General features: G+C 40.2%; 18 protein-coding genes and 1 pseudogene. 4 read left to right on the forward strand and 15 right to left on the reverse strand.

The annotated features are described in order from the left end of the window. Nucleotides 1-289: 289 nt before the first annotated feature. Entirely contained in the window at nucleotides 290-2032 is a 1743-nt protein-coding gene (locus V7K44_RS02835; protein WP_334928447.1) for an ATP-binding protein, read from the reverse strand. Nucleotides 2033-2094: 62 nt separating this feature from the next. After that, entirely contained in the window at nucleotides 2095-2889 is a 795-nt protein-coding gene (locus V7K44_RS02840; RefSeq protein WP_334928449.1) for a glutathione S-transferase family protein, read from the reverse strand. A gap of 1109 nt (nucleotides 2890-3998) precedes the next feature. Between V7K44_RS02840 and V7K44_RS02845 the strand changes: the two genes are divergently transcribed. Beyond that, nucleotides 3999-4820 (forward strand): fasciclin domain-containing protein, encoded by an 822-nt coding sequence (locus tag V7K44_RS02845; RefSeq protein ID WP_334928451.1) that lies wholly within the window; start codon nucleotides 3999-4001, stop codon nucleotides 4818-4820. 76 nt (nucleotides 4821-4896) lie between these two features. Here the strand turns inward: V7K44_RS02845 and V7K44_RS02850 are convergent, their stop codons facing one another. Both V7K44_RS02850 and hemL read right to left on the reverse strand, forming a co-directional pair. Then, the gene (locus V7K44_RS02850; protein ID WP_334928453.1) at nucleotides 4897-5817 is read right to left on the reverse strand and encodes a polysaccharide deacetylase family protein; all 921 of its coding nucleotides are present in this window, start codon (nucleotides 5815-5817) and stop codon (nucleotides 4897-4899) included. A gap of 724 nt (nucleotides 5818-6541) precedes the next feature. Then, nucleotides 6542-7840: a glutamate-1-semialdehyde 2,1-aminomutase gene (gene hemL, locus V7K44_RS02855; RefSeq protein ID WP_334928455.1), complete on the reverse strand. Its 1299-nt coding sequence runs from the start codon at nucleotides 7838-7840 to the stop codon at nucleotides 6542-6544. 229 nt (nucleotides 7841-8069) lie between these two features. Between hemL and hisIE the strand changes: the two genes are divergently transcribed. Further along, the gene (hisIE, locus tag V7K44_RS02860; protein WP_334928457.1) at nucleotides 8070-8720 is read left to right on the forward strand and encodes a bifunctional phosphoribosyl-AMP cyclohydrolase/phosphoribosyl-ATP diphosphatase HisIE; all 651 of its coding nucleotides are present in this window, start codon (nucleotides 8070-8072) and stop codon (nucleotides 8718-8720) included. A 29-nt stretch (nucleotides 8721-8749) separates the two neighbouring features. Here the strand turns inward: hisIE and V7K44_RS02865 are convergent, their stop codons facing one another. After that, complete coding sequence (locus tag V7K44_RS02865) at nucleotides 8750-10009, reverse strand: MDR family MFS transporter (protein ID WP_334928459.1); 1260 nt, start codon at nucleotides 10007-10009, stop codon at nucleotides 8750-8752. A 486-nt stretch (nucleotides 10010-10495) separates the two neighbouring features. Between V7K44_RS02865 and V7K44_RS02870 the strand changes: the two are divergent. Next, nucleotides 10496-10687 (forward strand): annotated as a pseudogene (locus V7K44_RS02870) (DUF2811 domain-containing protein); the annotation flags it as partial. A gap of 641 nt (nucleotides 10688-11328) precedes the next feature. On the opposite strand, the gene V7K44_RS02875 reads toward V7K44_RS02870, so the two are convergent. Then, nucleotides 11329-12048, reverse strand: coding sequence for a response regulator transcription factor (locus V7K44_RS02875; RefSeq protein WP_334928462.1), 720 nt, complete (start codon nucleotides 12046-12048; stop codon nucleotides 11329-11331). Nucleotides 12049-12698: 650 nt separating this feature from the next. Here V7K44_RS02875 and V7K44_RS02880 point away from each other — a divergent pair. Then, a complete protein-coding gene (locus tag V7K44_RS02880; RefSeq protein WP_334928464.1) occupies nucleotides 12699-13325 on the forward strand; it encodes a CPP1-like family protein in 627 nt (208 codons plus the stop codon). A 156-nt stretch (nucleotides 13326-13481) separates the two neighbouring features. Here V7K44_RS02880 and V7K44_RS02885 read toward each other — a convergent pair whose 3' ends face one another. From V7K44_RS02885 to pstS, 9 genes are all read right to left on the reverse strand, one after another. Next, nucleotides 13482-14174 (reverse strand): HAD family hydrolase, encoded by a 693-nt coding sequence (locus V7K44_RS02885; protein ID WP_334928466.1) that lies wholly within the window; start codon nucleotides 14172-14174, stop codon nucleotides 13482-13484. 102 nt (nucleotides 14175-14276) lie between these two features. Next, nucleotides 14277-15389, reverse strand: coding sequence for a 4-hydroxyphenylpyruvate dioxygenase (hppD, locus tag V7K44_RS02890; protein ID WP_334928468.1), 1113 nt, complete (start codon nucleotides 15387-15389; stop codon nucleotides 14277-14279). A 106-nt stretch (nucleotides 15390-15495) separates the two neighbouring features. Further along, nucleotides 15496-16200 carry an SDR family oxidoreductase gene (locus V7K44_RS02895; protein WP_334928470.1) on the reverse strand — a complete coding sequence of 235 codons (705 nt, stop codon included), beginning with the start codon at nucleotides 16198-16200 and terminating at the stop codon, nucleotides 15496-15498. A gap of 81 nt (nucleotides 16201-16281) precedes the next feature. Then, on the reverse strand, nucleotides 16282-17625 hold the full coding sequence (locus V7K44_RS02900) for an IS1/IS1595 family N-terminal zinc-binding domain-containing protein (protein ID WP_334928472.1): 1344 nt from the start codon (nucleotides 17623-17625) through the stop codon (nucleotides 16282-16284). Nucleotides 17626-17744: 119 nt separating this feature from the next. Then, nucleotides 17745-18524: a phosphate ABC transporter ATP-binding protein PstB gene (gene pstB / locus V7K44_RS02905; protein ID WP_334928474.1), complete on the reverse strand. Its 780-nt coding sequence runs from the start codon at nucleotides 18522-18524 to the stop codon at nucleotides 17745-17747. Nucleotides 18525-19207: 683 nt separating this feature from the next. Next, on the reverse strand, nucleotides 19208-19987 hold the full coding sequence (gene pstB, locus V7K44_RS02910) for a phosphate ABC transporter ATP-binding protein PstB (RefSeq protein ID WP_334928476.1): 780 nt from the start codon (nucleotides 19985-19987) through the stop codon (nucleotides 19208-19210). Nucleotides 19988-20181: 194 nt separating this feature from the next. Continuing rightward, nucleotides 20182-21063: a phosphate ABC transporter permease PstA gene (pstA, locus tag V7K44_RS02915; protein WP_334928478.1), complete on the reverse strand. Its 882-nt coding sequence runs from the start codon at nucleotides 21061-21063 to the stop codon at nucleotides 20182-20184. A 74-nt stretch (nucleotides 21064-21137) separates the two neighbouring features. After that, entirely contained in the window at nucleotides 21138-22115 is a 978-nt protein-coding gene (pstC, locus tag V7K44_RS02920; protein ID WP_334928480.1) for a phosphate ABC transporter permease subunit PstC, read from the reverse strand. A gap of 291 nt (nucleotides 22116-22406) precedes the next feature. Next, nucleotides 22407-23450 carry a phosphate ABC transporter substrate-binding protein PstS gene (pstS, locus tag V7K44_RS02925; protein WP_334928482.1) on the reverse strand — a complete coding sequence of 348 codons (1044 nt, stop codon included), beginning with the start codon at nucleotides 23448-23450 and terminating at the stop codon, nucleotides 22407-22409. Between the last annotated feature and the right edge of the window lie 184 nt (nucleotides 23451-23634).

Consider the following 23634-nt stretch of genomic DNA (forward strand, 5'->3'; position numbering starts at 1 on the left):
TTCAAAATTCAAAATTCAAAATTCAAAATTCAAAATTCAAAATTCAAAATTCAAAATTCAAAATTCAAAATTCAAAATTCAAAATTCAAAATTAATAATCCCCATAAATAAATTTAGGGGCTTGTATCATGAGTGTTCTTCGGTCACGAATTAATCATTGGTCATTTGTACAGAGTTTCGACTGCACGGTAATCGAGCGAAGTCGAGATTCAACTACCGCGTAGTCGTTGGCAGAGCGTCTCCAAGAGTTGTATTAGTCATTTGCAAAGGGCAGCTGACAAATGACAATCTAAAATCCCAGGTCAGCTTTCGCTAATTCCGCAGCGGCGAATACTTCTGCGTCAGGTTTTTCTTCCCAGGCTGGCTCACCAATTTCTGCGTAAAAAGTTGCGTCGTAAGGACGAGTACGTACTACTACTGGCATAGGAACAGCATGACCCAAAATTAAGGCTTGTTGCTTAGAGTCTAACTTTGCCAATACCGATCGCAGTCCGCTACCACCAGATACACCCGTAAAAATAGCGTCAATGTCTTTTTCATCATTAAGCAAAGCGGTAATCCGAGTTCCAATCTGGGACATGACTTCATTATCAATGCCTGATGGACGTTGATCGACTACCAAAAGTGTGACAAAATACTTTCGCAGCTCTCTGGCAATAGTGCCAAAGATAGTGCTTTGTACCACTCCTGGATCTAGGAAACGATGCGCCTCTTCAATGGTAATCATCAACGGCGTGGGGCGATCGCTAGGATTTTTGCTTTGCAGAAACTTATCTGCTTTTTTGACGTAATGCTCGTGGATACGTCGGGTGATCATATTCGTCACCAACATATAAGAGAGCATATTAGACTGGGAACCAAATTCTATCACAACATTCTTCCCAGATTCCAGACATTGCACAATTTTACTAATATAATTTTGGGGGCAAACCGCTCGCATATATTTTAAGCTGTCCATCCGCAAGAGTTTGCGCTGCAATGCCATAATCGAGCCTTTGTGTCCTCGCTTCTCGTCGCAGAACATCTCAATTTCTTCGTTAGTCATGTTCAGCAGTTGGACAATCCAAGACTTGCCAAACTCACTAAATAGAATATTAGCGTTATCCAGGGCCGCGTCAGAGAGTCCTAAATCTCGGCTACATAACTTAATATCTTCAACTTCTATTTGCTCATAACTCAAATAAAGTTCTTGAGCATCACGCACGCCCCGGCGTTTTGTCGATTCCGGGTCAAGGGTGTAAACTTCTACTTTACTCGGAAAAAGTTGCTTTAATCCCTTAACTGTATTGACGTTCTTCCCTTCAGCGACGGCTTCCCAGCCATACTCAGAGTGCATATCAAAAATCAAATTCACTGCCGCATTCTTACGGATAACGCCAGCTAAAAGTAGCCGTGTCAGAAAGGATTTACCAGTACCAGATTTCCCAAAAACCCCATTACTCCGTTCTACGAAGCGGTTTAAATCGATGCAAACGGGCACATCCATATCCAAAGGTTTCCCGATGGAAAAATTACGCCTTTGGGGGTCATCTTCCCAACCAAATACGCGGCGAAAATCGTCAACACTTGCATCGTAAACTTGGCTAAAGTGGCTAGGAATAGTTTTAACAGGCAACAATTCCATCGTCGTGCTGGTTTGTGGCACAAATGAAGCCAAACCCGTCACCGATGGGATAAAGGGATTTGCCGATTTGCCGTGTGTTGGCGAGAAAGATTCTTCAGTTTCGGGAGTGAACATCAACATCGGCGCGAGGTTGATAGTACCATAAGTACCACTTCCGGCTAGAACGTCTCGTAAAAAAGTATCTTCCCAATTGGGCGGATTAGCAATAATTCGGGCATTAGCAGCGCCTAATGCTACATCTGTCAGCATACAAAAAAAGCGCGATCGCATCCCTTGCACAACAAGAAACTTACCTACCCGCATATCTTCTACAGAAATGTCAGGATGCAATCGTACTTCTAAACCTTCAGTTAAAGAACCTTGAATGACCGAACCTAATGGCTGTGCCGAATTTATCTGATTAGTCATTGGTCATTTGTCATTTGTCTTGAGTTATTCTCTCCCAATCCCCAGTCCCCAATCCCCATTATCTAATCAATCTGAATCGAGGTTGGCGCACTTCCTGTTGATGAAGTGCTACTAATTAAAGGTTTGCGGAATTGGGCGTAAAGGCGATCGCGCCAGGTGAAGAATGGTTCATAATCTATATTCTCGGCAAAGATTGGCAATCCTTTGCCTCTGATAGAAGCTGGTAAATCTAGATAGGGTCCAGAGGGGAACTTAAGCAATATCGATAGACCAGCCACCGCTAAGTCAGCTAAAGTCGGCTCATCTCCTGTTAAATAGGGACTATCTGCCAATAATAACGTCAAGGCTTCCAAGTCTTGTTTTAAAGATGCGATCGCTGACTGTATCACATCTGGGCTGTAACCTACGCCAAAACCCAATACTGACAGTAAGTCACTAGGTACTCCTTGAACCAGACTTTTAAATATATCTGGTGTTGAGGTGGGTAATAAAGACTTACGAAAATTTTGATCTTGACTTACGGCTGCAAATAGTGCTTTGCGACCTTTGATGCCTATGGACTCATCCGCCCATTCTTCTATTAATAAAGTTAAACCCCGTTGTTTAGGATCTTGCGGTATTATGGGGCGATCGGGATACTCTAAGTCTAAATACTTAGCTATTTCCGTAGAATCCGCAATATATTTATTACGATCCTTTAATACAGGCACTTGTCTTTGACCAGTCAGCCGGAACAGTTCTACTTGTCCAATCCCAGGCGTAACCTCTATTTTGCGGTAATCTAGTCCTTTAAAATCTAGAATTAGGCGCACTTTCTCTGAGTATTGAGAGAGTTCCCATTGGTATAATTCCAGCATGTGTTCTATCTCTTGTAACTGGTCAACTTATTAACTTTACAATTGTATCTTTAGTTTAAGTAATTTTTATTGGTATTAGTTGGTTAACTGTCTATTTAATTGACATTAGGGTTTAACTGATGCCTGATTTTTGGCAAAATTATCAACTGAAAAAAATATTGTTTTCTGATTGATTACAATATCAAATAACTAATACCAATTTAATGTGAAGTTGCACATATCTTGATCCCCCTAAATCCCCCTTAAAAAGGGGGACTTTGATAGATGTTTTTCCGGTTCCCCCCTTATTAAGCTATCCATTAGTCACATCTTTATTTACAATCTTGAAACGCTTGTTCTGTCGGCATCTTGAACACTGAGGTGTCAAACATACTTGACAGATTGGCTCTTAGCCTTATCGCTAAAATTAGGTTTTTATTGAGAATTGATGACGAACTAATCAGGGTTAGAAAAAGCGTGAGTGAATACTCTCGCAAATGTTAAGAAAGATCCGGGTAATGGATAGCTTATTAAGGGGGGCTAGGGGGGATCGAATTCTATGCAGCTTCATAAAAAATTGGTATAAGTAATTTAATTCAGCATATAAATAAACTCAACCCCTCATTCGTGGGTCTTCAACAGTTACTTCAATTTTTGTCAGCGTTAGCCTAAGTTAAAAGATTTCGGGAATTAATTTCTGTGCTTTTGCTGAATAATCAATGGTTAATTCTGAAATATAGCTTTCTTCTCTATGTAATTCAGGATTCATGAATCAACTATTCTTTTACGTACAAGCTGGTATATAAATTGTCTTTTAAGTATAATTATTCTCCAGACCTAATTGTAACTCATAACTTGTAGAGGTAAGAGTTTCACACTTTCTGAGAATTTATGTTACACCGAGTGAGATTTTTAAATTTTCGTGTGATAGAGAAAATTTGCTCAATTTACATGAAATATATGGTAGATATATTTCATACTTATCAACGCGAATCGAGGTTAAATATCTTACCTCACTAGCACAAGCTCTTCTAGAGAAAAATCTTACTTCCCTCTTGAGTTAGATTTTGTGCATAGCAAAATGTTATAAATCTTTATGTAATGTGTGGACAAAAAGAAAAACAAAATTTATGAAGACAAATTACAGCAAATTGCTGACCACGTTGGCAGGCATAGCAGGATTTACTAGTTTCAGCGTCCTCATTACTTTACCATCTGATGCGAAAGAGTTACTAAATCCTAACCCCAGTATTTTCAACGAAGCTCCCTATAACCAAGGTCAGCGTCTTCAAGCAAACACTCAAGACACACCTGCTGAAGCCGTTTCCCAAATAGAAAAGGGCAATACCAAGCCCAAACCAGTAGCACAGAGAAGTGGTGGAACAAATCCCAGACCAAGTATTTTCAACGAGCCTCCATATAACCGTGGTGGTGGTAGTGTTACACCTAGTGAACCGACACCTGTCACCCCAGGTACTCAACCTACTGAGACACCGACCACAACTCCACCAAAACCAGGGGCAACCAGCAATCAAGGCAAAAACTTGTTAGCCTTGGCAGAGTCAAACGCTTCCTTTACCACCTTGACCAAGGCTTTGAAAGCAGCAGGATTAAGCGCAGCTTTGCAAGGCAAAGATAACTTAACTATTTTCGCACCCACTGATGCAGCTTTTGCTAAGTTGCCACCAGATGCTTTGCAAGAATTGTTAAAGCCAGATAACAAAGAAGTATTGCTCAAGATTTTAACTTACCATGTAGTAGCTGGTAAGGTATTGTCTGCTGACTTAAAGTCTGGCGAAGTTAAAAGCCTTGAAGGCGGCACAATCAATGTTAAAGTTGATCCTGCTACTGGTGTAACTGTCAATGATGCTAAAGTCACACAGGCAGATATTACAGGTAGCAACGGTGTAATCCACGCAATCGATCAGGTGATTTTACCTCCTGACTTGTAGTTGTAAGGTATCAGCACAACTGGCAACATGACTAGATTGGCATAAAGTATTAATACGTTAAAATTCCGTTCAGATGTTAGTTTTGGACGGTTTTTTTGTTTGCAGTTAGTTTTTGATCTTTATCTTGCATTTCTAAAAGTTCAGGAATAGTAACAAACCTATAGCCCTGTTTCCGAAAGTTGGCAATAATTTCTGGTAAAGCTTGCACAGTTTTAGAGCGATTACCACCACCATCATGCATTAGCACAATTCCACCTGGCTTGGCTCTCCTAAACACATTATTAATTAATTTTGGTACAGCAGGACGTGAGTAGTCTACAGAGTCAGATGACCAGCGAATGATGGCATATTTGCTATTTCTAGCGTAACTAGCCACCCCATTGTGCATAATTCCCCCTGGTGGTCGAAATAAATTTGTTTTAATCCCTGTCACTTGATAAATCAAGTCTGCTGTGTGGTCAATTTCATAGGCAGCTGCTTGTGGATTTAAGAATTGATACCAATGATGCCAAGTGTGATTACCAATTACGTGACCCTCAGCAATCTCCCGCTTCACTAAGCCTGGATAATTCTTTACGTTTTGCCCAATGAGAAAAAATGTCCCTTTAATCTGATTTTTTTTGAGAATATCTAGTACTTGTGCGGTACTTTCAGGCCATGGCCCATCATCAAAGGTGAGCGCAATTACTTTCTGTTCGGGAGTCAATTTTGCCGAATCAACTATTGCCCCTTGAAAACGTAGTGGCACAGTATATGAAAAACCTTTTGTTTGTACTTGTTGCTGCCAACTTCTAAGCATCGTCGCTTTGAGTTCTTCAATCTGCTGCTGAATTCCAACTTTGCTTGGTTGATTGTTTACATTTATATTCTCTGTACTTTGAGCATTAGAGGAGCTTGACTTAATAAGCATCATCGTGCTAAAACTCACACTGCCACTCAAGACAAGCAACGTAACTAATATTTTTTGCAGACCAAAAAATGACTTATTGTCGTCCACTTCATAGCTCCTTCAAGATCGAACCATCTTTTTTCACAATACTTATGGCAGCTTTTTCTACCCTGTAAGCTTTGCCATACAAGCTACAGTTATGACTGGTATCTTTTTTAAGTTAGCTCCACAACCTTGACTCTGAAAAAATACCTTACCCGATGGATAATCTAATATGTATAAGCAAAACCCTCACCATAAAGGTGAGAACCTTCTTACGCGTTAATTTTTATAATCTATGGGGTATGAGGGGGAATTTCGAGAACTGCAAAAGGCAAGTAAAATAATTTGTAATTAAGTTAAGTTTTGCAACGGCGATCCAAACAAGAGTCATAAAACTTGACACTTCTTAGTTGCCAGGGACTTAGCCCCCTATAATTTATTAATCCTGCCTCATTTAACTATGAATCTTAATGTAGGCTAAATATTGCATATTCTCTTGACGAAGCCATTGCGAAATGATGACGAAGATGTGACCTTTCTTGAGTAATGACGGTAGAGAGCAAACCTGTTAAAAAATTTCTTGTATCCCCAGCAGCGTCAGAGGATTGAACACCATTAACTGCTGAAAATTCTGCAAATAATGCTTTAGAGTGAGTCCGAAAATTCCGCACGCTTGTTTTTGTCTCAAAAAAGGGACTTCCTATAAATCATCCATTTTGTGGGGCAAGATGCCTACCCCACAAGAGTTAACAGGATACTTTTTATTTGGAAATCCCTTACCCTTAAAAGGTTACAGGCTAGACATTACATCCCGTGCAACTGCTAAAGTCTGCTCTATGTCTTCTTCAGTATGAGCAAAAGATGTAAACCCAGCTTCAAATTGAGAGGGTGCTAAGTAAACACCGCGCTCTAACATCCCGCGATGGAAACGTCCGAATTTAGCTGTATCAGACTTTTTCGCATCTTCGTAGTTATGAACTGGGCCGGCGGTAAAGAATAAGCCAAACATGGCGCTGATTTGACCGCCGCAAGCTGCATGACCAGTTTCTTTGGCAATTTGCAGCAAACCATCTGCTAGCTTTTTAGTAATTCGCTCAAGAGACTCGTAAGTACCTGGCTTTTGCAGCAATTCTAAAGTCTTAATACCAGCAGTCATTGCTAAAGGATTACCAGAAAGAGTCCCAGCTTGATATACGGGGCCGGCGGGCGCAACCATTGACATAATATCTCGGCGACCACCATAAGCCCCTACCGGCAAACCACCACCAATCACCTTACCCAAGGTTGTTAAATCAGGGGTGACGCCAAATTTTTCTTGAGCGCCACCGTAAGCAATGCGGAAGCCTGTCATCACTTCGTCAAATACTAATAACGCTCCATACTCGTGAGTTAGTTCTCGTAAACCTTCTAGAAAGCCAGCATCAGGTGCGATAAATCCAGCATTGCCGACGACTGGCTCAAGAATAACACCGGCAATCTCGTCACGGTTTTCTTCAAATAAAGCTTTAACGGCTTCTAGGTCATTGAAAGGTGCAGTTAGAGTAGTGCTAGTTGCTAATTTAGGTACTCCCGGTGAGTCTGGCAAGCCAAGTGTAGCAACACCAGAACCCGCCTTTACTAGAAACGCATCGGCGTGTCCGTGGTAGCAACCTTCAAACTTGATGATTTTCTCCCGGTTGGTGAAAGCCCGCATCAGCCGCAAAACTCCCATACAGGCTTCAGTTCCAGAGTTGACAAATCTGACCATTTCGATGCTAGGAACGGCATCAATGACCATTTCTGCCAAAACATTTTCTAGGACTGAGGGAGCGCCGAAACTGGTGCCTTTTTCTAAAGCTTCATGCAACGCTGCAATTACTTCTGGATGAGCATGACCGCAAATAGCTGGGCCCCAAGTGCCTACATAGTCTATGTACTTATTACCATCTATATCCCAAATATACGCGCCTTTAACACGATCAAAAACGATGGGTTGTCCGCCCACAGATTTAAAGGCACGAACTGGAGAACTGACTCCTCCGGGCATGAGATTTTGAGCAGCGGCGAAGACTTCTTGTGATTTTGTTGTTTTAATTGTGGTATTTACCAAAGTTCTCTCCTAACAGTGGGCAATAAAAAGCTCTATCTTAGAATAGGGTCAAACACTGCTTAGAATTTCTATCCTATAGAATTAGCTGAACTAAAAAAATAACAATATGTTATGCAAGTCCAATGAAGGCTTGACTTTGGATATTTAATTCAAAAAAACATACCAGCTGCCCTATTTTGAATGGTATCGTGAATCCATAAATTATTTTAATTAGAGCAAACTAGCTAGTATGTCTTCTAACGATTCGCGATCGCTGCATTACACCATCCCTGTTGAAAAAATTCGCTACGATGAACGGGGTCTAGTGCCTGCAATTGTCCAAGACTATCTAGATGGTACTGTCCTGATGATGGCGTGGATGAATCAGGAGTCGTTACAAAAGACTTTGGAAACTGAAGAAACTTGGTTTTGGAGCCGTTCGCGGCAGGAATTGTGGCACAAGGGGGTGACTTCTGGGCATATCCAAAAAGTGCAAAGTATCCGTTATGACTGCGATAGTGATGCGCTCCTCATTGGAGTAGAGCAATTAGGAGATATTGCCTGCCATACTGGAGAACGCAGTTGCTTTCACCAAATAGAAGGGACAATTGCCCCACCACCAGGAGATACATTGTCGCAATTGTTTCAAATAATATGCGATCGCCGCGATAATCCTACTGAAAGTTCTTACACTTGTAAACTATTTGCAGGTGGCGATAACAAAATTTTGAAAAAGATTGGTGAGGAAACTGCTGAGGTGGTAATGGCTTTTAAGGATGATGAAGCAGATGCGATCGCAGGTGAAGTGGCTGATTTGCTATATCATACTTTGGTGGCCTTAGCTCACCATCAAGTGGATTTAAAATCGGTATATCGCAAGCTCCAAGAACGTCGGCAATAGAGGGAAAATAAGCGCATATCTGTGCGCCCCTACTCAGCCAAAATTCGATTGAGATACTGTAAAATTGCGAGAGCGATCGCTACACTCAAGATGAAGCCTAGCCAGTAACTATTGGTAATAATTTGTGGTTGATCTAATGCCCATCCACCCAAGGGATGACCAATAAAAGAACCAACAGCCCAGCATAAAGCGTTGATGGAAAAATAAACACCGCGTTGATTTTTCGGGGCTAACTCAGTCACTAAAGAAGCAGCAGATGGGGTATAGGAAACAATCGCCACAGCAAATACTCCCAATGCCAATGTTACCCAAAGCAGATGATGAGATGGGGCTGTCCCGCTTATCCAAATCAGTCCAAAACCAATTGCCCAGAAAATCGCAGAAACAGTAAGTGCGAGTGTGTGAGAACAGCGTTTTAAGATGCTGGTGACAGGCAATTGACAAATGATCGCGAACAGCAGATGCCAAGCAAAGAGTCCGCTAATGTTAGTTTCAGCAAATCCCTTGGCGGTACTTTCTACAAAGACAAAGTTTTTGAAGTAAAGCGGTAGGGTGCTGTGGATTTGAGAAATATAGATTGTGAAGAATATATTAACTGCTATATAGACTAGGAAACGCCCATCTTTTAATACTGCCATCCAAGCAGCAAAAAGTTCTGTCTTTTCAGATTCCTCTATCTGCTGTTGTTCAGTTTCACTAATCCCTATATAGACAACCCCAAAAAATAGCATAAAAGAGATGGCATCAATCACAAATAGCCATCGATAATTCCCAACGATCGCGATCAAAAACCCAGCCAGCACAATTCCGATCGCTAACCCAAGATTATCAGCTAGTCTGGCGATCGCAAAAGTTTCCCGGCGATTGTCAATTTGGCTAGCGTCAGCAACCACAGCTTCAGCCGCCGGCCAATAGAAACCTATCCCTAAACCGCTAATCAAGCTACCGATTACCAAAGAAGTGAAATTATTGGTTGTAGCTAAAACTAGAGAAGCAATTGCTGAAATCGCCGTCGCTAGCAACAAAGTGCGGCGGCGTCCCCAATATTCAGAATCAGCCAAAGAACCACCCGCAATCCGCCCTAGAATGCCGGAAATCGAGGCGCTACCCAAGGCCACCCCAACACTGGTTGCAGATAAACCAAGTTGATTAACAAAAAAGATGGGCGCATAAAACAGGGTAAAGCCGGTACCAACTTCCGAGAGAAATCTCCCAATTGCGAAAATCCAGACCTGGGGATGTATCGAGGGCAACCACGATGATAACTGAGATTGAGAAGCTAATTTCATGAGCTTAAATGTCATAGTTTGATGACATTTTTGTAATTCTTATCATTGGCTACTATTTTCCTCACTTATTCCACAGGGTTTCCACAGGGATTTTAGCAGTTTTCCACAGGTGCTATACGAGCTAATAGGCTTCTTGCTGTCTTACTGGGGATTGTTGATTACAAGTACCAAAGAAGTTTAAGGACTGAGTTTTTGTGAAGCAAAGTAACAAAAAAGTGCCTCAAGCTACTATTCTTTCGTTCGTATTTATTTTTTATACAATCGTTTTTAACATTTCGCAGCATTGACAAACCCACCCCCTCTTGGCGCACAATGATGCGGCTTGCTTTTATAATCCTGTTCAAGCGCTGCCATCAAATGTGTAAAATATATTACCATCAGATGCAAGTGCAGATTGTCGGGATAGCGAAAGAGCGTGTAAAGCCCTAAACCGCTTTACCGCAAGCAACTTGTCCCTCTTGATTATCCTCATAGGAGGAAAATCTCATGAAATCAACGGTTAGCATCTTTACAGAAATTCCTGAAACACTCCACGAATCCTTAAAAAACTACTTAGAAACCCATCCCGATTGGGATGAAAACAGAGTATTGACGGCGGCACTATCATTGTTTTTACTCCAAAATGGAGATAGCGATCGCCGTGCTGCTCGAGTCTATCTGGAAACTTTGTTCCATCACTCCACAGTAGAAATGCCCTGTACCGACTCACCAGCAACAGCTAATTTACTAGACACCCCATAGGTACTGGTATGAAGGGCGTTATTCCCCTATTAATGGGGCACGGCATACCGTGCCCCATTAGACGGGATCTTAAGCTAATAGCGATCGGCAAAATTACAATAAAAAAGATCGGTAGATTCCGATCCATAAAAAAGTTCTAATAGTTTCTCTTAATTATTGCCAAAACTAGTTGGTAACGGGCCGAAATTTACCTTTGTTCTCATTTGAGGCTACCGCCTCCCTGACTTACAGCAGCCCAATGAGCAGTATTTCTAGGCAAAGGCTAGAAACGGGGTTTTAGGGGGAATTTAGCTTAAGTTGACACCAATGCACAGCTATGTGCCCTATGAATTGCAATCTCAGCACCGTTATATCTACCAAAACGGTAACATACCAAGAAATTTTTTCCAGTGGACTCTCTCCCCTGTCCACTATCTTAGATAGATAAATAAATATCTCAAATCACTGTTTGGCGAGTATTTGAGGAATATCTACTTATTTTGATTATCTAAATTTGTCTGTTACTAAAACGAAGAAAATTCATCAACCACTACCCCAAGAGTCAACAGTCAAGAGTTAAAAAACTCTAGACTATAAACTCAGGTCTTGGCTTCCAAATGCTGGGGATGAGCAGGAGATTCAAACTTATAGCCTACGCCACGTACAGTTTGAATTAATGCTGGCTGACTAGCATCAATTTCAATCTTCTTGCGAATTTGGCCGATATGTACATCTACAACCCGCTGGTCGCCAACATATTCATAATCCCACACCTCTTGGATTAGTTCTGCCCGCCGCCAAACTCGGCCTGGATGACTAGCTAAAAAATGCAACAAGTCAAATTCCAGAGCAGTTAAGGGTACTGCTTGGTTATTAAGTGCTACCTCCCGTCGCACTGGATCGATCATAAGTTTTTCAAATACCAAGCGTTTCTGCTCGGCCGTAGTTATCACTCGCTGACGCCTCAAAATAGCTCCGACTCTGACTTCTAGTTCTCCTAGCCCAAAAGGCTTGGTGAGATAGTCGTCAGCACCTTTAGCAAAGCCGCGAATTTTGTCAGCTTCGTCAGCACGGCTAGTCAACATCAGAACAAAAACACCATTACGACTTTGCATCTCTTGGCAGAGGTTAAACCCTGTGACATCTGGTAAATTCACATCTAGAATCACCAGATCGGGGTTAAATTGCTCAAATAGAGTTAAGGCTGTCTTTCCATCTTCGGCAGCCTCCACCTGATAGTTCTGCTTAATCAAAAAGCGTTGGATTAAATTCCGAACCGCAGGGTCGTCGTCAACTACAAGAATCTTGGCAGGAGCCATGACCATTACTTTGCACAAAAATTCGTAAGATTAACAAGAGAATTGCGTAAAAACGCAGTTGCCACTTTGGGACTAACAAAGAATCTACATGGCTACGGTATAACAATCCCGATCGCTCAAAAATAAATACTCTAATCAGGATTGTGGGCAATTAGAAGGTGAAACTTCTGTTAGCCAACAGTATATAAGCGCTCTGACTTTAACTGCAACCGTTCTTGATAACAAGATACCTTCTCAATCCCAGTTTAGGTGGTAACTTAAAACGTTTCAATTTTAAATCGATATGTGGATATATACCACAAGCGATTATTCAGTATAATTAAAAAAAACTATTTTAGGGCACAGTAAGTTGCCAAATTTGAAACATTAAAGTTGATTTTTTCATAAAAACCATGACTTTTAGGTACTCTCCGTTCAAATTCTAGATTAGAGCCAGAATTAGACAACGACATGAGGGTATACACGGAGTTATAGCGATATGTTAAAGTGACTATAGTTGAAATTACAAAGTCGATCAAACTAACCCGTGCTACTATCCTGGTAGGGCATATAAATAGATCGAGACTTTAGTTTCGATCAAAATAAAACCTAAAGCTGTTTTTTTTTCGATAAAAGACTGCCGCTGATTGAGGCTGAAGTAACAAACTCCCATGAGCGATCAAAATCCCTACGAAAAACTTGGGGTATCAGAAGAGGCTAGCTTCGATGAAATTCAGGATGCTCGTAATCGCCTATTCGAGCAACATAATGGCGATGCCAAGCATTTAGAAGTGATTGAGGCTGCTTACGATGCGATTTTAATGGATCGCTTACGGATGCGCCAGGAAGGAAAAATCAAAGTCCCTGAGCGGATACGGTTTCCAGAGTTGCGAGTACAATCGCCTCCTAAAGAAAGTCCAACCCCTCGCGAGCAGTCACCTGCATGGCTGCAACGGATGCTGGATCAGCCAACTCCTGCGGATATACTCTTACCAGGAGCTTGGTTTCTCGGTTTGAGTTCTATTAGCCTCTTCTATCCAGAGGGAGGCGATCAGGTTTTGCAGTTAGCATTGGTGGTTGGTGTAGGCACTAGTATTTACTTTCTCAATCGCAAGGAAGGCAAATTTGGCCGAGCAGTTTTGTTCACCCTGGTCAGTTTAATAATTGGCCTAATCGTTGGGGGACTAGTTGCTAGCTGGCTCTTACCACAAATATCATTTATCAGTCTGCAAACGAATCAGTTCTCTACTGTAGTGACGTTTATATTGTTGTGGTTAGTTAGTAGTTTTCTACGTTAAACCACTGCCGTAAGCAGGTTTGTATAAAGAAGACATGGTTTATGGGTGTTCTTCTAAGATAAAAAAGTCAGGAGTCAGAATACCTATTTTGACTCCTATTTTAATTTGCAACCTGAATTTCTAATTTATTGAATCTGTTGCAACTAAAAAGCCTTTTTATACCAAGTCTTTAGGTTTTATAACTATATCTACAGCAGTGCTGAAATCCTGAACGATTAAGTCGGGGTGATAAAGTTCTAGTTGGGTGCGATCGCGAATCCCAGATTCTACAGCCATCACCTTAATACCATAATTTTTCGCAGCGGTGATATCGGCTTCCGTATCTCCCACCATCCAGGTATCAGCAGCCGCAGGCAGTTCTTTTAATGCCCTAGCCATTAACAAGGGCTTATCTTCAATATCGCGAGTTTTAACGTAGTCGTTACTCAGACAATAACAGCGATTTTCTGGGAAAAATCTCCCTAAATCGTATTTTTTAAAGGCATAATCTAGTTCTCGAACTCGGCGCATCGTCATAACTGCTAAATCAATTCCAGCTTGTTGAATTTTTAACAGTGCATCCACAGCACCAGGTGCGAGAGTGTCATAGTTGAAATAAGCTTCTGTATGCACTGTTTGCCGCCTTAGTTGGGCGAATTCTTGGGCTTGGGCTTCGTCCAACCCGGAATTTAAGGCGATTTGTTTTTCAGGAACACGCGATCGCTTTAACTGCCAAAATTCCGCTTTCGGAAGTTCTTGCACTACTTGATCTGGGCGACGGGTTTTATCTAAGCAAAATTGATAAACGCGGTAGTACCGTTCGGAAACATCAATAATTGGGCCGTCGAAGTCAGTAATCAATCTTAGCATCGCCGGAAAATGTTAATTTTTATTAAAATTATCTCAGATATATAGCTATTTTTGGAGACTATCAAGTTTAGCTAATTTCAATTGATATTTTGCACTCAGGCATCATTGCAAAGTACCGCGTTTGATTTGTTCGCTTTCAATAGCTTCAAATAAGGCGCGAAAGTTACCTTCGCCAAAACCTTGAGCTTGGAAACGGCGTTCAATAAATTCAAAGAAAAATGTCGGTTGTTCAAAAATGGGCTGGGTGAAAATTTGGAGTAATAAGGGTGCAGTATTTCCTCCCTCCAAAGAAGTATATTCTTGCCAGTCTACGAGAATTTCCTGTTGAGCGATCGCTTCTAATTCTAGCGGTGATAGTGTTAATCCTGGACGCTGTTTTAGTTGTGAATAGTAGGTTTGGGGAACTGAGAGTAAGGGTAAACCATTGGCACGAAATTTAGCGATCGCACTTACAAGATTAGTTGTCCGCAAAGCAATATGTTGAATTCCTGGCCCCCGATTGACATCAAGAAATTCCTGAATTTGAGAATTCCTAGAAGCCGGTTCATTAATTGGCAATTGGACGCTACCATTATGTGAAACCATCACCTGGCTGTGTAAAGCAGAGCGATTAGTTTTAATTTTAAAAGCCTGCTGGGGTTGAAAATCTAGAATTTTTTCGTACCAAGCCACAGCACGATCCAATTCACCAACCGCCACGTTTAGCACTACGTGATCTATGGCGATAAAAGTGTTGTCATTTGTTATTTGTTCTACCCTGCGGTCAGCCGCTGGCGCGTCTATGTCATTTGTGTTAGTTACAAATGACGAATGACCACTGACCAATGACCTTTCTATCAACGTATGAGTCAATCCACCCCAGGCGGCAATTTTGCCACATTTGATCAACGCCGTACCTACTTGGCGTTCTTGGATGGGTTGTAGGATTGTAGCACCATGTTTTTGAGCTTGTGCGATCGCGCCTTCGACATTTTCGACAGCAAAAGCGACATCTGCCACACCCGGTGGATATTGACGCAGAAATTCCGCTACTGGACTTGTAGGTAACAGTGGTGAAGACAGAAAAAAGCAGACATCACCATTTTTAACCACTTCTGTACAAGTGTGAAATGAACTGCTGCGATCGGTTACTGCTTGAAAACCAAGATGGCGTACAAACCAATCCCGCCACACTTTGGCGTCTTCTACATAGAAATGAACGCGATCAATTTTCATAGATATTGAAAATCCAGCATAACAGTTTATATATCTGTAAATTTTGCCTTTTTTGCTAGATTTTCACGTCCTTCCTAAGCAAGAATTATCTAGGTGGACTCTGCCTTTAAAAGAACAAATGACTATCAGGTTGAATGTTAATTTCCATTGGCACAGCTTGCGGTTCGGCAGAAAGAGCAAAGAAAATCGCATTGGCAGCAGTTTCAGGACTGAGCATTTTTTTTCGGTCTACTTTTAGGTTGACGTTATCCCAAAAAGGAGAATCTACCCCACCAAAGTAGAATAGCGTGAACTTGATACCAAAACGCTTGAGTTCCTCTGCCATGCATTTGCTGAAGCCGACAACACCAAACTTAGAAGCCGAATAAGCCGCCGCCATCCCCATCGAATGCTTGCCCAGAATTCCTACTACATTACAGATGTGACCAGACTTGCGCTTTTGCATCTCTTCAGCAGCCGCCTGAGTGGTGTAAAAGCTACCTTTTAAGTTGACATCTAACATCTTGTCTAAATCAGCGGGTTCTAGGCTGTTGTAGGGCTTGAGTATACCAGCACCAGCTGCATTCACTAAAATATCAATTTGACCAAACTCAGCAATGGTCTTTTCTATCAAAGTATCTACCTGTTGCGGGTTAGTAATATCGGTGGGAACGGACAAAACTTGCCCTGGTAAATCAGCAGCCAATGTCGTTAAACGCACCGCATCTCTGGCAGCTAGTACCAACCGAACTCCGGTAGGCGCAAGTTTTTGTGTTAAAGCTGAACCAATACCACCAGTAGCACCGACGATAACAACAACTTTATCCTGCATTGTATTATTTACATTTCTTTACATCTTTTTACATAATACAGAATTACAGGCTCAGGTTGTACGTAAACATCCAGAAAGCATCTATTCGGAGAGTAGCGCCATTACTTCATATTCCTTGCCACTCGCCTTTAATGTAAATGTAGGAGATGATTCTAAATATTTGGTAAAATTGGAACCTAACTTTAACTTTTTAATAATTGAATTAGGAGATTCTCCGGTTATTTTCCGTAACTCTGAGCCTAGCTTAGACACAGATAATTTAGTTTGAGGAGAGTTTAGTTGTATATCTTGAATAATTTTTAATAGTAATTTATCTAATGTTTTTTCATTAGGATTTTCCGCTGATTCTTCTTCTTGAATACATTTTGAAAATGAATTATTTAAAATAGGTATTGTTTTCTCAACTTCTGTTTTTTTGGGATTATCTTTAATATTGATATCGCATCTTTCTTGAAATAAAGTTGCAACAGCTACCAAACTGTCTAGTCGAGCATTGATTGATTCCTGTTCAGTTTTAATTAAATCTTGAATTGTATCAACCACTGTTTCCAAGGATGGAACTTCTGTTGCCATTGCTAAAGAATAATCAGTAATTTTGCCACTACTTCGGTTCTCTATATGCAAAGTTGACCCTTGTCTACGTACCCAGTAGACAGTCAATCCTTGGTTCTGGAGTTGGTTACAAAGGTGGATCAAAATTCCATCACCAGAACAGACCAAAATTTCTTTAACTGTTGGATAAGAGTGTAAAATACAAGAACCAAATGCGATCATTTTTGCATCAGCACTGTTTTTACCTCCAGGTACATGAACAAGTTGATAGCCACGGTTATACAATTCAATGTCTTGCTTACCAGTGGTTGGATTTCTCCAGTTAGCAAATGCTATTTTGACTTGGAGAGGGTACTTGCAGACACTAGCTAAAAATAATTCTGAATTTGCATCTAATTTTAAGTTTTCTGCATCCAAAAGTAGAAGAGAGATTCCTGTTTCTAGCTTAGGCTTAATTTCATTTTTTTGCTGAATTTTGAGGAGTAATTGATTGAACGCAGCAGATTCTAGCCAATCAGGCGATAATATAGTTTGCAGCAGTTCTTCAGCTAAGATAAAACTAAAAGGGTTAAACCTTTCCTCTGTAACTTTTTCTTTTTGTAGGTTTTTTACTAAAAAAATTTCTCTAGCTTCATGTATAGATACTTTACTCTGTCCGTTGCTGTTAGCAAGCAAGTCACTTTCCAACGAACGATAAAATGCAGGTTCTAGGAATTGTTTACCACAATTTTTGCAGAGGTAATTCTGCTTGTCATTCCGACGACCATTTTTACGATATGAAGTAGATTCGCACCGGGGACATTTCATTTTATGATTCAGGTGGTCTAGAGCAAATACTTTTCTTAAGTATATAGTATAAAAAAATACTGTCAATATCAGATTGCATTGCTCAACACCAGAAAAACTTAAAGCAAGCGGAAATTCAATTTAACCCCTCATTTCCGCTTGCACTATGTATTAACTCTCTGAATAGCTAGAATTTAAGAAGCACTTCAACCGACACGAGCGAAAACATAATCGCGGGTGCGAGCATCCACAGGGTTAGTAAAGATTTTATTTGTAGTACCAAATTCAACCATTTGAGTAATACGATTTTCATTACTATAAAAGAAAGCCGTAAAATCAGATAGGCGAGTAACTTGCTGCATATTGTGACTAACAATCACAATTGTCAACTCAGAACGCAAATTATGGATCAAATTCTCTATTTTCATACTACTCATAGGATCGAGACCTGAACAAGGCTCATCCATCAGCAAAACATTAGGTTTGACCGCTAAAGCACGGGCAATACATAATCTTTGCTGTTGACCACCAGAAAGCTCTAAAGCAGATTTGTGCAGCTTATTTTTCACTTCATCCCAAAGTTCGGCAGCTTTGATTGCAGATTCAACAATTCCATCTAATTCTACTTTCGGATGCCATCCAACTAACTTCACCCCATAAGCAACATTATCGTAAATGCTCATGGGAAAAAGATTTGGTTTGGGAAAAACCATACTAACTTGGCGACGTAAGCGATTGATGTTAACACGACGCTCATAAATACTCTGCCCAAAAAATTCTACTTTTCCTTCAACCTTTACTTCTGCTTCTAATTCACTCATCCGATTTAACGATTTAAGAAAAGTAGACTTCCCACAACCACTAGAACCAATAATTGCCGTGACTTGGTTTTGGTAAATATCCATTGACACGCCTTCAACTATCTTTTGAGTGTCGTAAGAGAAGCTGAAGTTTTTGACTCTGATGGCTGGAATTAGTTTACTCATATTCCCAAAACGTGTGAAACAAAACTTGATTAAGTAAAACAGTACAAATCAGCAATGCTGTTTCACTATGTTACTGCCAAAATGAGATATTCATGGAAATTACGTAGCTATATAGTAGTCATACAGCAAATAAAGTGTTATTAGATATTTGTATTAAGACTGTGTTCTAAAATTGATCTTTTACAGACTTTTTATACCCATCTTTTGCACCTTGACTGATATAGCATCCTTTCTTATGAAAAAGGATTAGGTCTAGTTCGATTTAAAATAGCTATGTATAAATCAAAATATGAATATCATACAGCAGATTTCAATTTGGTGAGGTACACAAGCTAAGTCTGTTACCCAGATATAAAGAGTGTTCTACTCCTGTTAGCGCAGCGGGGCGTAGCCCATTCTGAATTTCGCTGTATATTTCAATACCGTTAAGTTAAGAAAATTGTAGGTTGGGTAGAACGAAGTGAAACCCAACAAAGTCAAAGAAGTGTTGGGTTTCGTTCCTTAAGCCAACCTAGGTAGAAGTTGAGTTTTAGGCTTAACTGAACTATATTGCTGTATATTTTTCATAGATAGTGAGGAGTTATTTTTTTATAAAGATTAGTAAATTTTTTAAACTACATTTTATGAGTATCTTCTAGTGCAAGCTAGTTCGACAAAATCAATAATTCACGTTTGAAAGTATCTTAACCGAAACGCCCTGAAATGTAGTCGCGGGTGCGGGGGTCTAATGGGTTGTTAAAGATTTGCTCTGTAGCACCAAATTCAACCATTTGACCAATCCGACTTTCATCGGTGCTAAAGAAAGCCGTAAAATCAGAGACGCGAGCGGCTTGCTGCATATTATGAGTAACGATCGCAATTGTCAACTCAGACTGTAAACTGTGGAGTAGTTCCTCAACTTTCATGGTGGCGATGGGGTCAAGAGCCGAGCAAGGCTCATCCATCAGCAGAACTTTTGGCTTGACTGCTAAAGCACGGGCAATACATAATCTTTGTTGCTGACCACCAGAAAGCCCTAAAGCTGATTTATCCAGCTTATCTTTGACTTCATCCCAAAGAGCAGCGCTGTGAAGTGCAGATTCGACAATTTCATCTAATTCTAATTTTGAATGCCTACCTGCTATTCTCATCCCGTAGGCAACATTTTCGTAAATGCTTATCGGAAAAGGATTTGGTTTTTGAAATACCATACCAATTTGGCGGCGTAAACGATTGATGTTGACACGACGATCGTAAATATTCTGACCAAAGAATTCTACATTTCCTTCAACTTTGACAGGCCCTTCTAATTCGCTAATGCGATTAAGAATTTTGATGAAGGTAGATTTACCACAACCACTAGGGCCAATAATTGCCGTGACTTGGTTTTGGTAAATATCTATTGACACCTTTTCAATTGCTTTGATTGTGCCATAGTAAAAGCTGATATTTTTAACTTTGATAGCTGGAATTAGGTTACTCATACTTTCTCAAGGTGCGAAATAAAAATGTATCAAAACAGAATTCAAGAGTCAGGAGTCAGAATGGGCTAAACGCCCCGCTACCGCTAACAGTATGAATTTTGTACGACTGACCGATAGCGAACGCAAACATCTTGATTCTGACTCACCTCGACTGCGCTCGGCGACCACCTGAATTCAGAATTATGAATTCTTCTTCAATTTATTCTTCTCTGTCTAATAACTAAGCGAGAGATAATACTGACACATAAAATTAAGCCGAGTAGAACTATAGAAGTAGTCCATACCAATTGACTTTTTTGGGGGTCAGGGTCGTTATAGAGGTTAAAAATCAATACTGGTAAAGAAGCTGTGGGACTTAACAATCCTTCTGACCAATCTAGACTAAATAAAGCGGTAAAAATTAAGGGTGCTGTTTCACCAGCCGCACGAGCTACAGCTAATAAAATGCCTGTAGTAATTCCAGGAATTGCAGTAGTTACAACAATGCGAAAAGTTGTTTGGAAGCGAGTTCCGCCTAAAGCAGCAGAGGCGAGGCGTTGAGATGTAGGAATCAGTTTTAAGGATTCTTCTGTTGTCAGTATAATTACAGGTAGCATAATTACGGCTAAAGCAAAACCACCTGCGATCGCACTAAATCCTTTAGTTACCAAAACTATCACACCATAAGCAAACACGCCGACAACAATTGAAGGTACGCCTGTAAGAATACTAGTAACAAAACGAACGATACTAGCAACTGGGTTAGTTTGACCAAATTCTGCTAAGAAAATTCCTGTCATAATCCCTGTGGGAATGCTGAAAATAGCACCAATTAGCACCATGATTATGGTTCCCAAGATGGCATTGCCAAAGCCATTATCAATAACTGCTTTGACAAACATTTCTGATTTAAGTCCAGATATTCCCCGGACGAAAATCTCCCACAAAATTGATAATAAAGGAATGAGTACTAGACCTGTAAGACCAAAGGCGATCGCATTCATTGCATAAGTAAATATTACTCGCTTTCTTGGCAGAGGACTGCATAATTCTGCTGCCAAAGATTCATCTGTTTCTGACTGAATATAACCACTCATAAATTTGACAAACTTTGATTCATAAATGTCTTCCTACACTTAATTATTTGTAGTGATTTCAAGGTGAGATAGTGTTATTTATTTTTACCGCCAACCCACTTCACCAATAGTACAGCGCCAATATTTACAGTTAGAGTCAACCCAAACAAAATTAATGCTAAATAGCTTAAAGCACCTATATGCAAACCCGGTTCAGCTTCGGCAAATTCATTAGCTAATACAGAAGGAATTGTATAAGCTGGATCGAGTAAAGAAGCGCTGATTTGAGCAGAGTTACCAATCACCATAGTAACGGCCATTGTTTCACCCAAAGCCCGTCCTAAAGCAAGCATTGCTGCACTTACTATTCCAGAAAATCCAGATGGTAGCAAGACTCGAAAAATAGTTTCCCAACGAGTGCCACCCAAAGCCATAGATGCACTACGCAATTCTTTAGGGATAGCCATTAAGACATCACGACTAATTGCTGCCATTGTAGGCAAAATCATGATGGCGAGAATAATTCCAGCAGTCAACATATTAGTCCCAGAAGGATCTTCTGTATTAAACAGTGGTATCCATTTAAAAGTATTGGCTAACCACTTTTGTAGAGGTTCTAGAACTGGAATAAAGACAAAAATAGCCCATAAACCAATAATTACACTGGGAATTGCGGCAATTAATTCAACAACAAATGCTAGAGTGGTTCGCAGTGATGTAGGTAAAAAATTTTCACTCGTGACCAAGGCTACTGCAATTCCCACTGGGACAGCGAATAAAATAGCGATCGCACTACTTACCAAAGTTCCATAAATGTAGGGTAATGCACCAAAAATCTGATTACCTGTATCCCAATCTTGTCCCCACAAAAACCCCATTCCAAACTTCTTAATGGCTGGTAGAGCTTCGTGTAAAATTACCCAACTCATCAAAAATAGCACTGCAACGGTAATCACGGCACAAAAGTATACTAGCTGTGTAAAACCTTGGTCAAACCAGAAATTTGTGCCGCTAGTAGTAGTTAGATTGAAATTTTCATTGCCTAGATTTGAATCATCTGATAAATTTGCCATTACAAATCAGTAAAATAGATTTTTATTACTAGTAGAGCGAGTTATTAACTCAGTCTATAGGACTCATATTTGATTTTTGAACAAAACTCAGTACACCTTTATTCCTTATTCCCAGTCCCCAGTCCCTTACCTCTACGAGTGATTCAGAAATAAAATCGGATTGCTATATTAGGGGAAGAAATTAGTAAAATAATCCCCCTAAACTTTTTAAAAGGGGGATATATTCAAAGCACTCTTTCCTTTTGAAGGGAATTGGGGGATCTCTTTTGCGTAATTTCTAAAAATTACAAATTAAGGCTTGACAGAGCTATTCACTGTCTGAAGCACTCGATTTGCTACATCAGATGGAATTTTGGTGTAGTTAAGGTCATCGTTATATTGTTGACCATCTTTCAATACCCAATTAATCCATTTCTTAATTGCATCAGCTTTAGCAGCATTAGCATACTGTTTGTAAACCATCATCCAAGTAAGACCGACAATGGGATAACCTTGTCCTGGATCTCCTATAAAAACGCGGTAGTTGTCTGGGAAAGTAACAGTTGATAAAGCTGCATTTGCAGATTCTAAAGAAGGAGCAACAAATTCTCCGTTCTTATTTTGTACCAATGCTGATTTCAGCTTATTTTGGACAGCGTAGCTATATTCAACATAACCAATAGAACCAGGAGTACGAGCTACTATAGCAGCTACACCCGGATTACCTTTGCCTTTGAGGACATTTGGCAGATTCCATTTTGGAGCAGTGTTAGTTCCAACTCTGCCTTTAAAATAACCGCTGATGGCACTCAAGTGATTCGTAAAAATGAAAGTTGTACCGCTACCATCAGCACGAACAGCAAATTTAATTGTTTGATTTGGTAGATTAGCACCTGGATTATCAGCTTTAATTTTTGCGTCATTCCATTTGGTAATTTGACCCGAATAAATTGCTGGTAATGTAGCGCGGGATAATTTGAGATCGTTAACACCTGGAAGATTGTAAACAACAGAAACAGCACCGCCTGCTGTAGGTACTAAGATTGCACCATTCTTGACTTTAGCAATTTCATCATCTTTCATTGCAGCATCACTACCACCAAAGTCAACGGTTCCAGCGATGACTTGACGAATACCGCCACCACTACCAATTGCTTGGTAGTTAATTTTTAAGTCTGGATACTTCTTCTTTACTTCACGAGCATAGCGTTCGTAAAGTGGAGCCGGGAAAGTTGCTCCTGCACCATTTAGAGTTTCAGCTTGTGCGATCGCACCAAAAAATGGACTAAGTGCAACAGAAGTTGTCACCATTGAAGTAGCAACGACACGATTCAATATGGCGGTCGAGAAGATCATATTACCTCTGATTAAAGGAATATTTCCTTGGTGTTATTTCAGTCTTAAAACAAGGTACATTTTTTATATTTAAACTTTGTTTAACAAATGATGAATAAAAAATTAATGTCTGTTTAAATATTAAATTAAAAATTATTTTCTTATTGATTTTGAGTGCCTAAAATATTTTTTCAATTTGCCAATC

It is taken from the genome of Nostoc sp., from assembly GCF_036917235.1.
In the GTDB taxonomy this organism is placed as follows: Bacteria; Cyanobacteriota; Cyanobacteriia; order Cyanobacteriales; family Nostocaceae; genus Nostoc.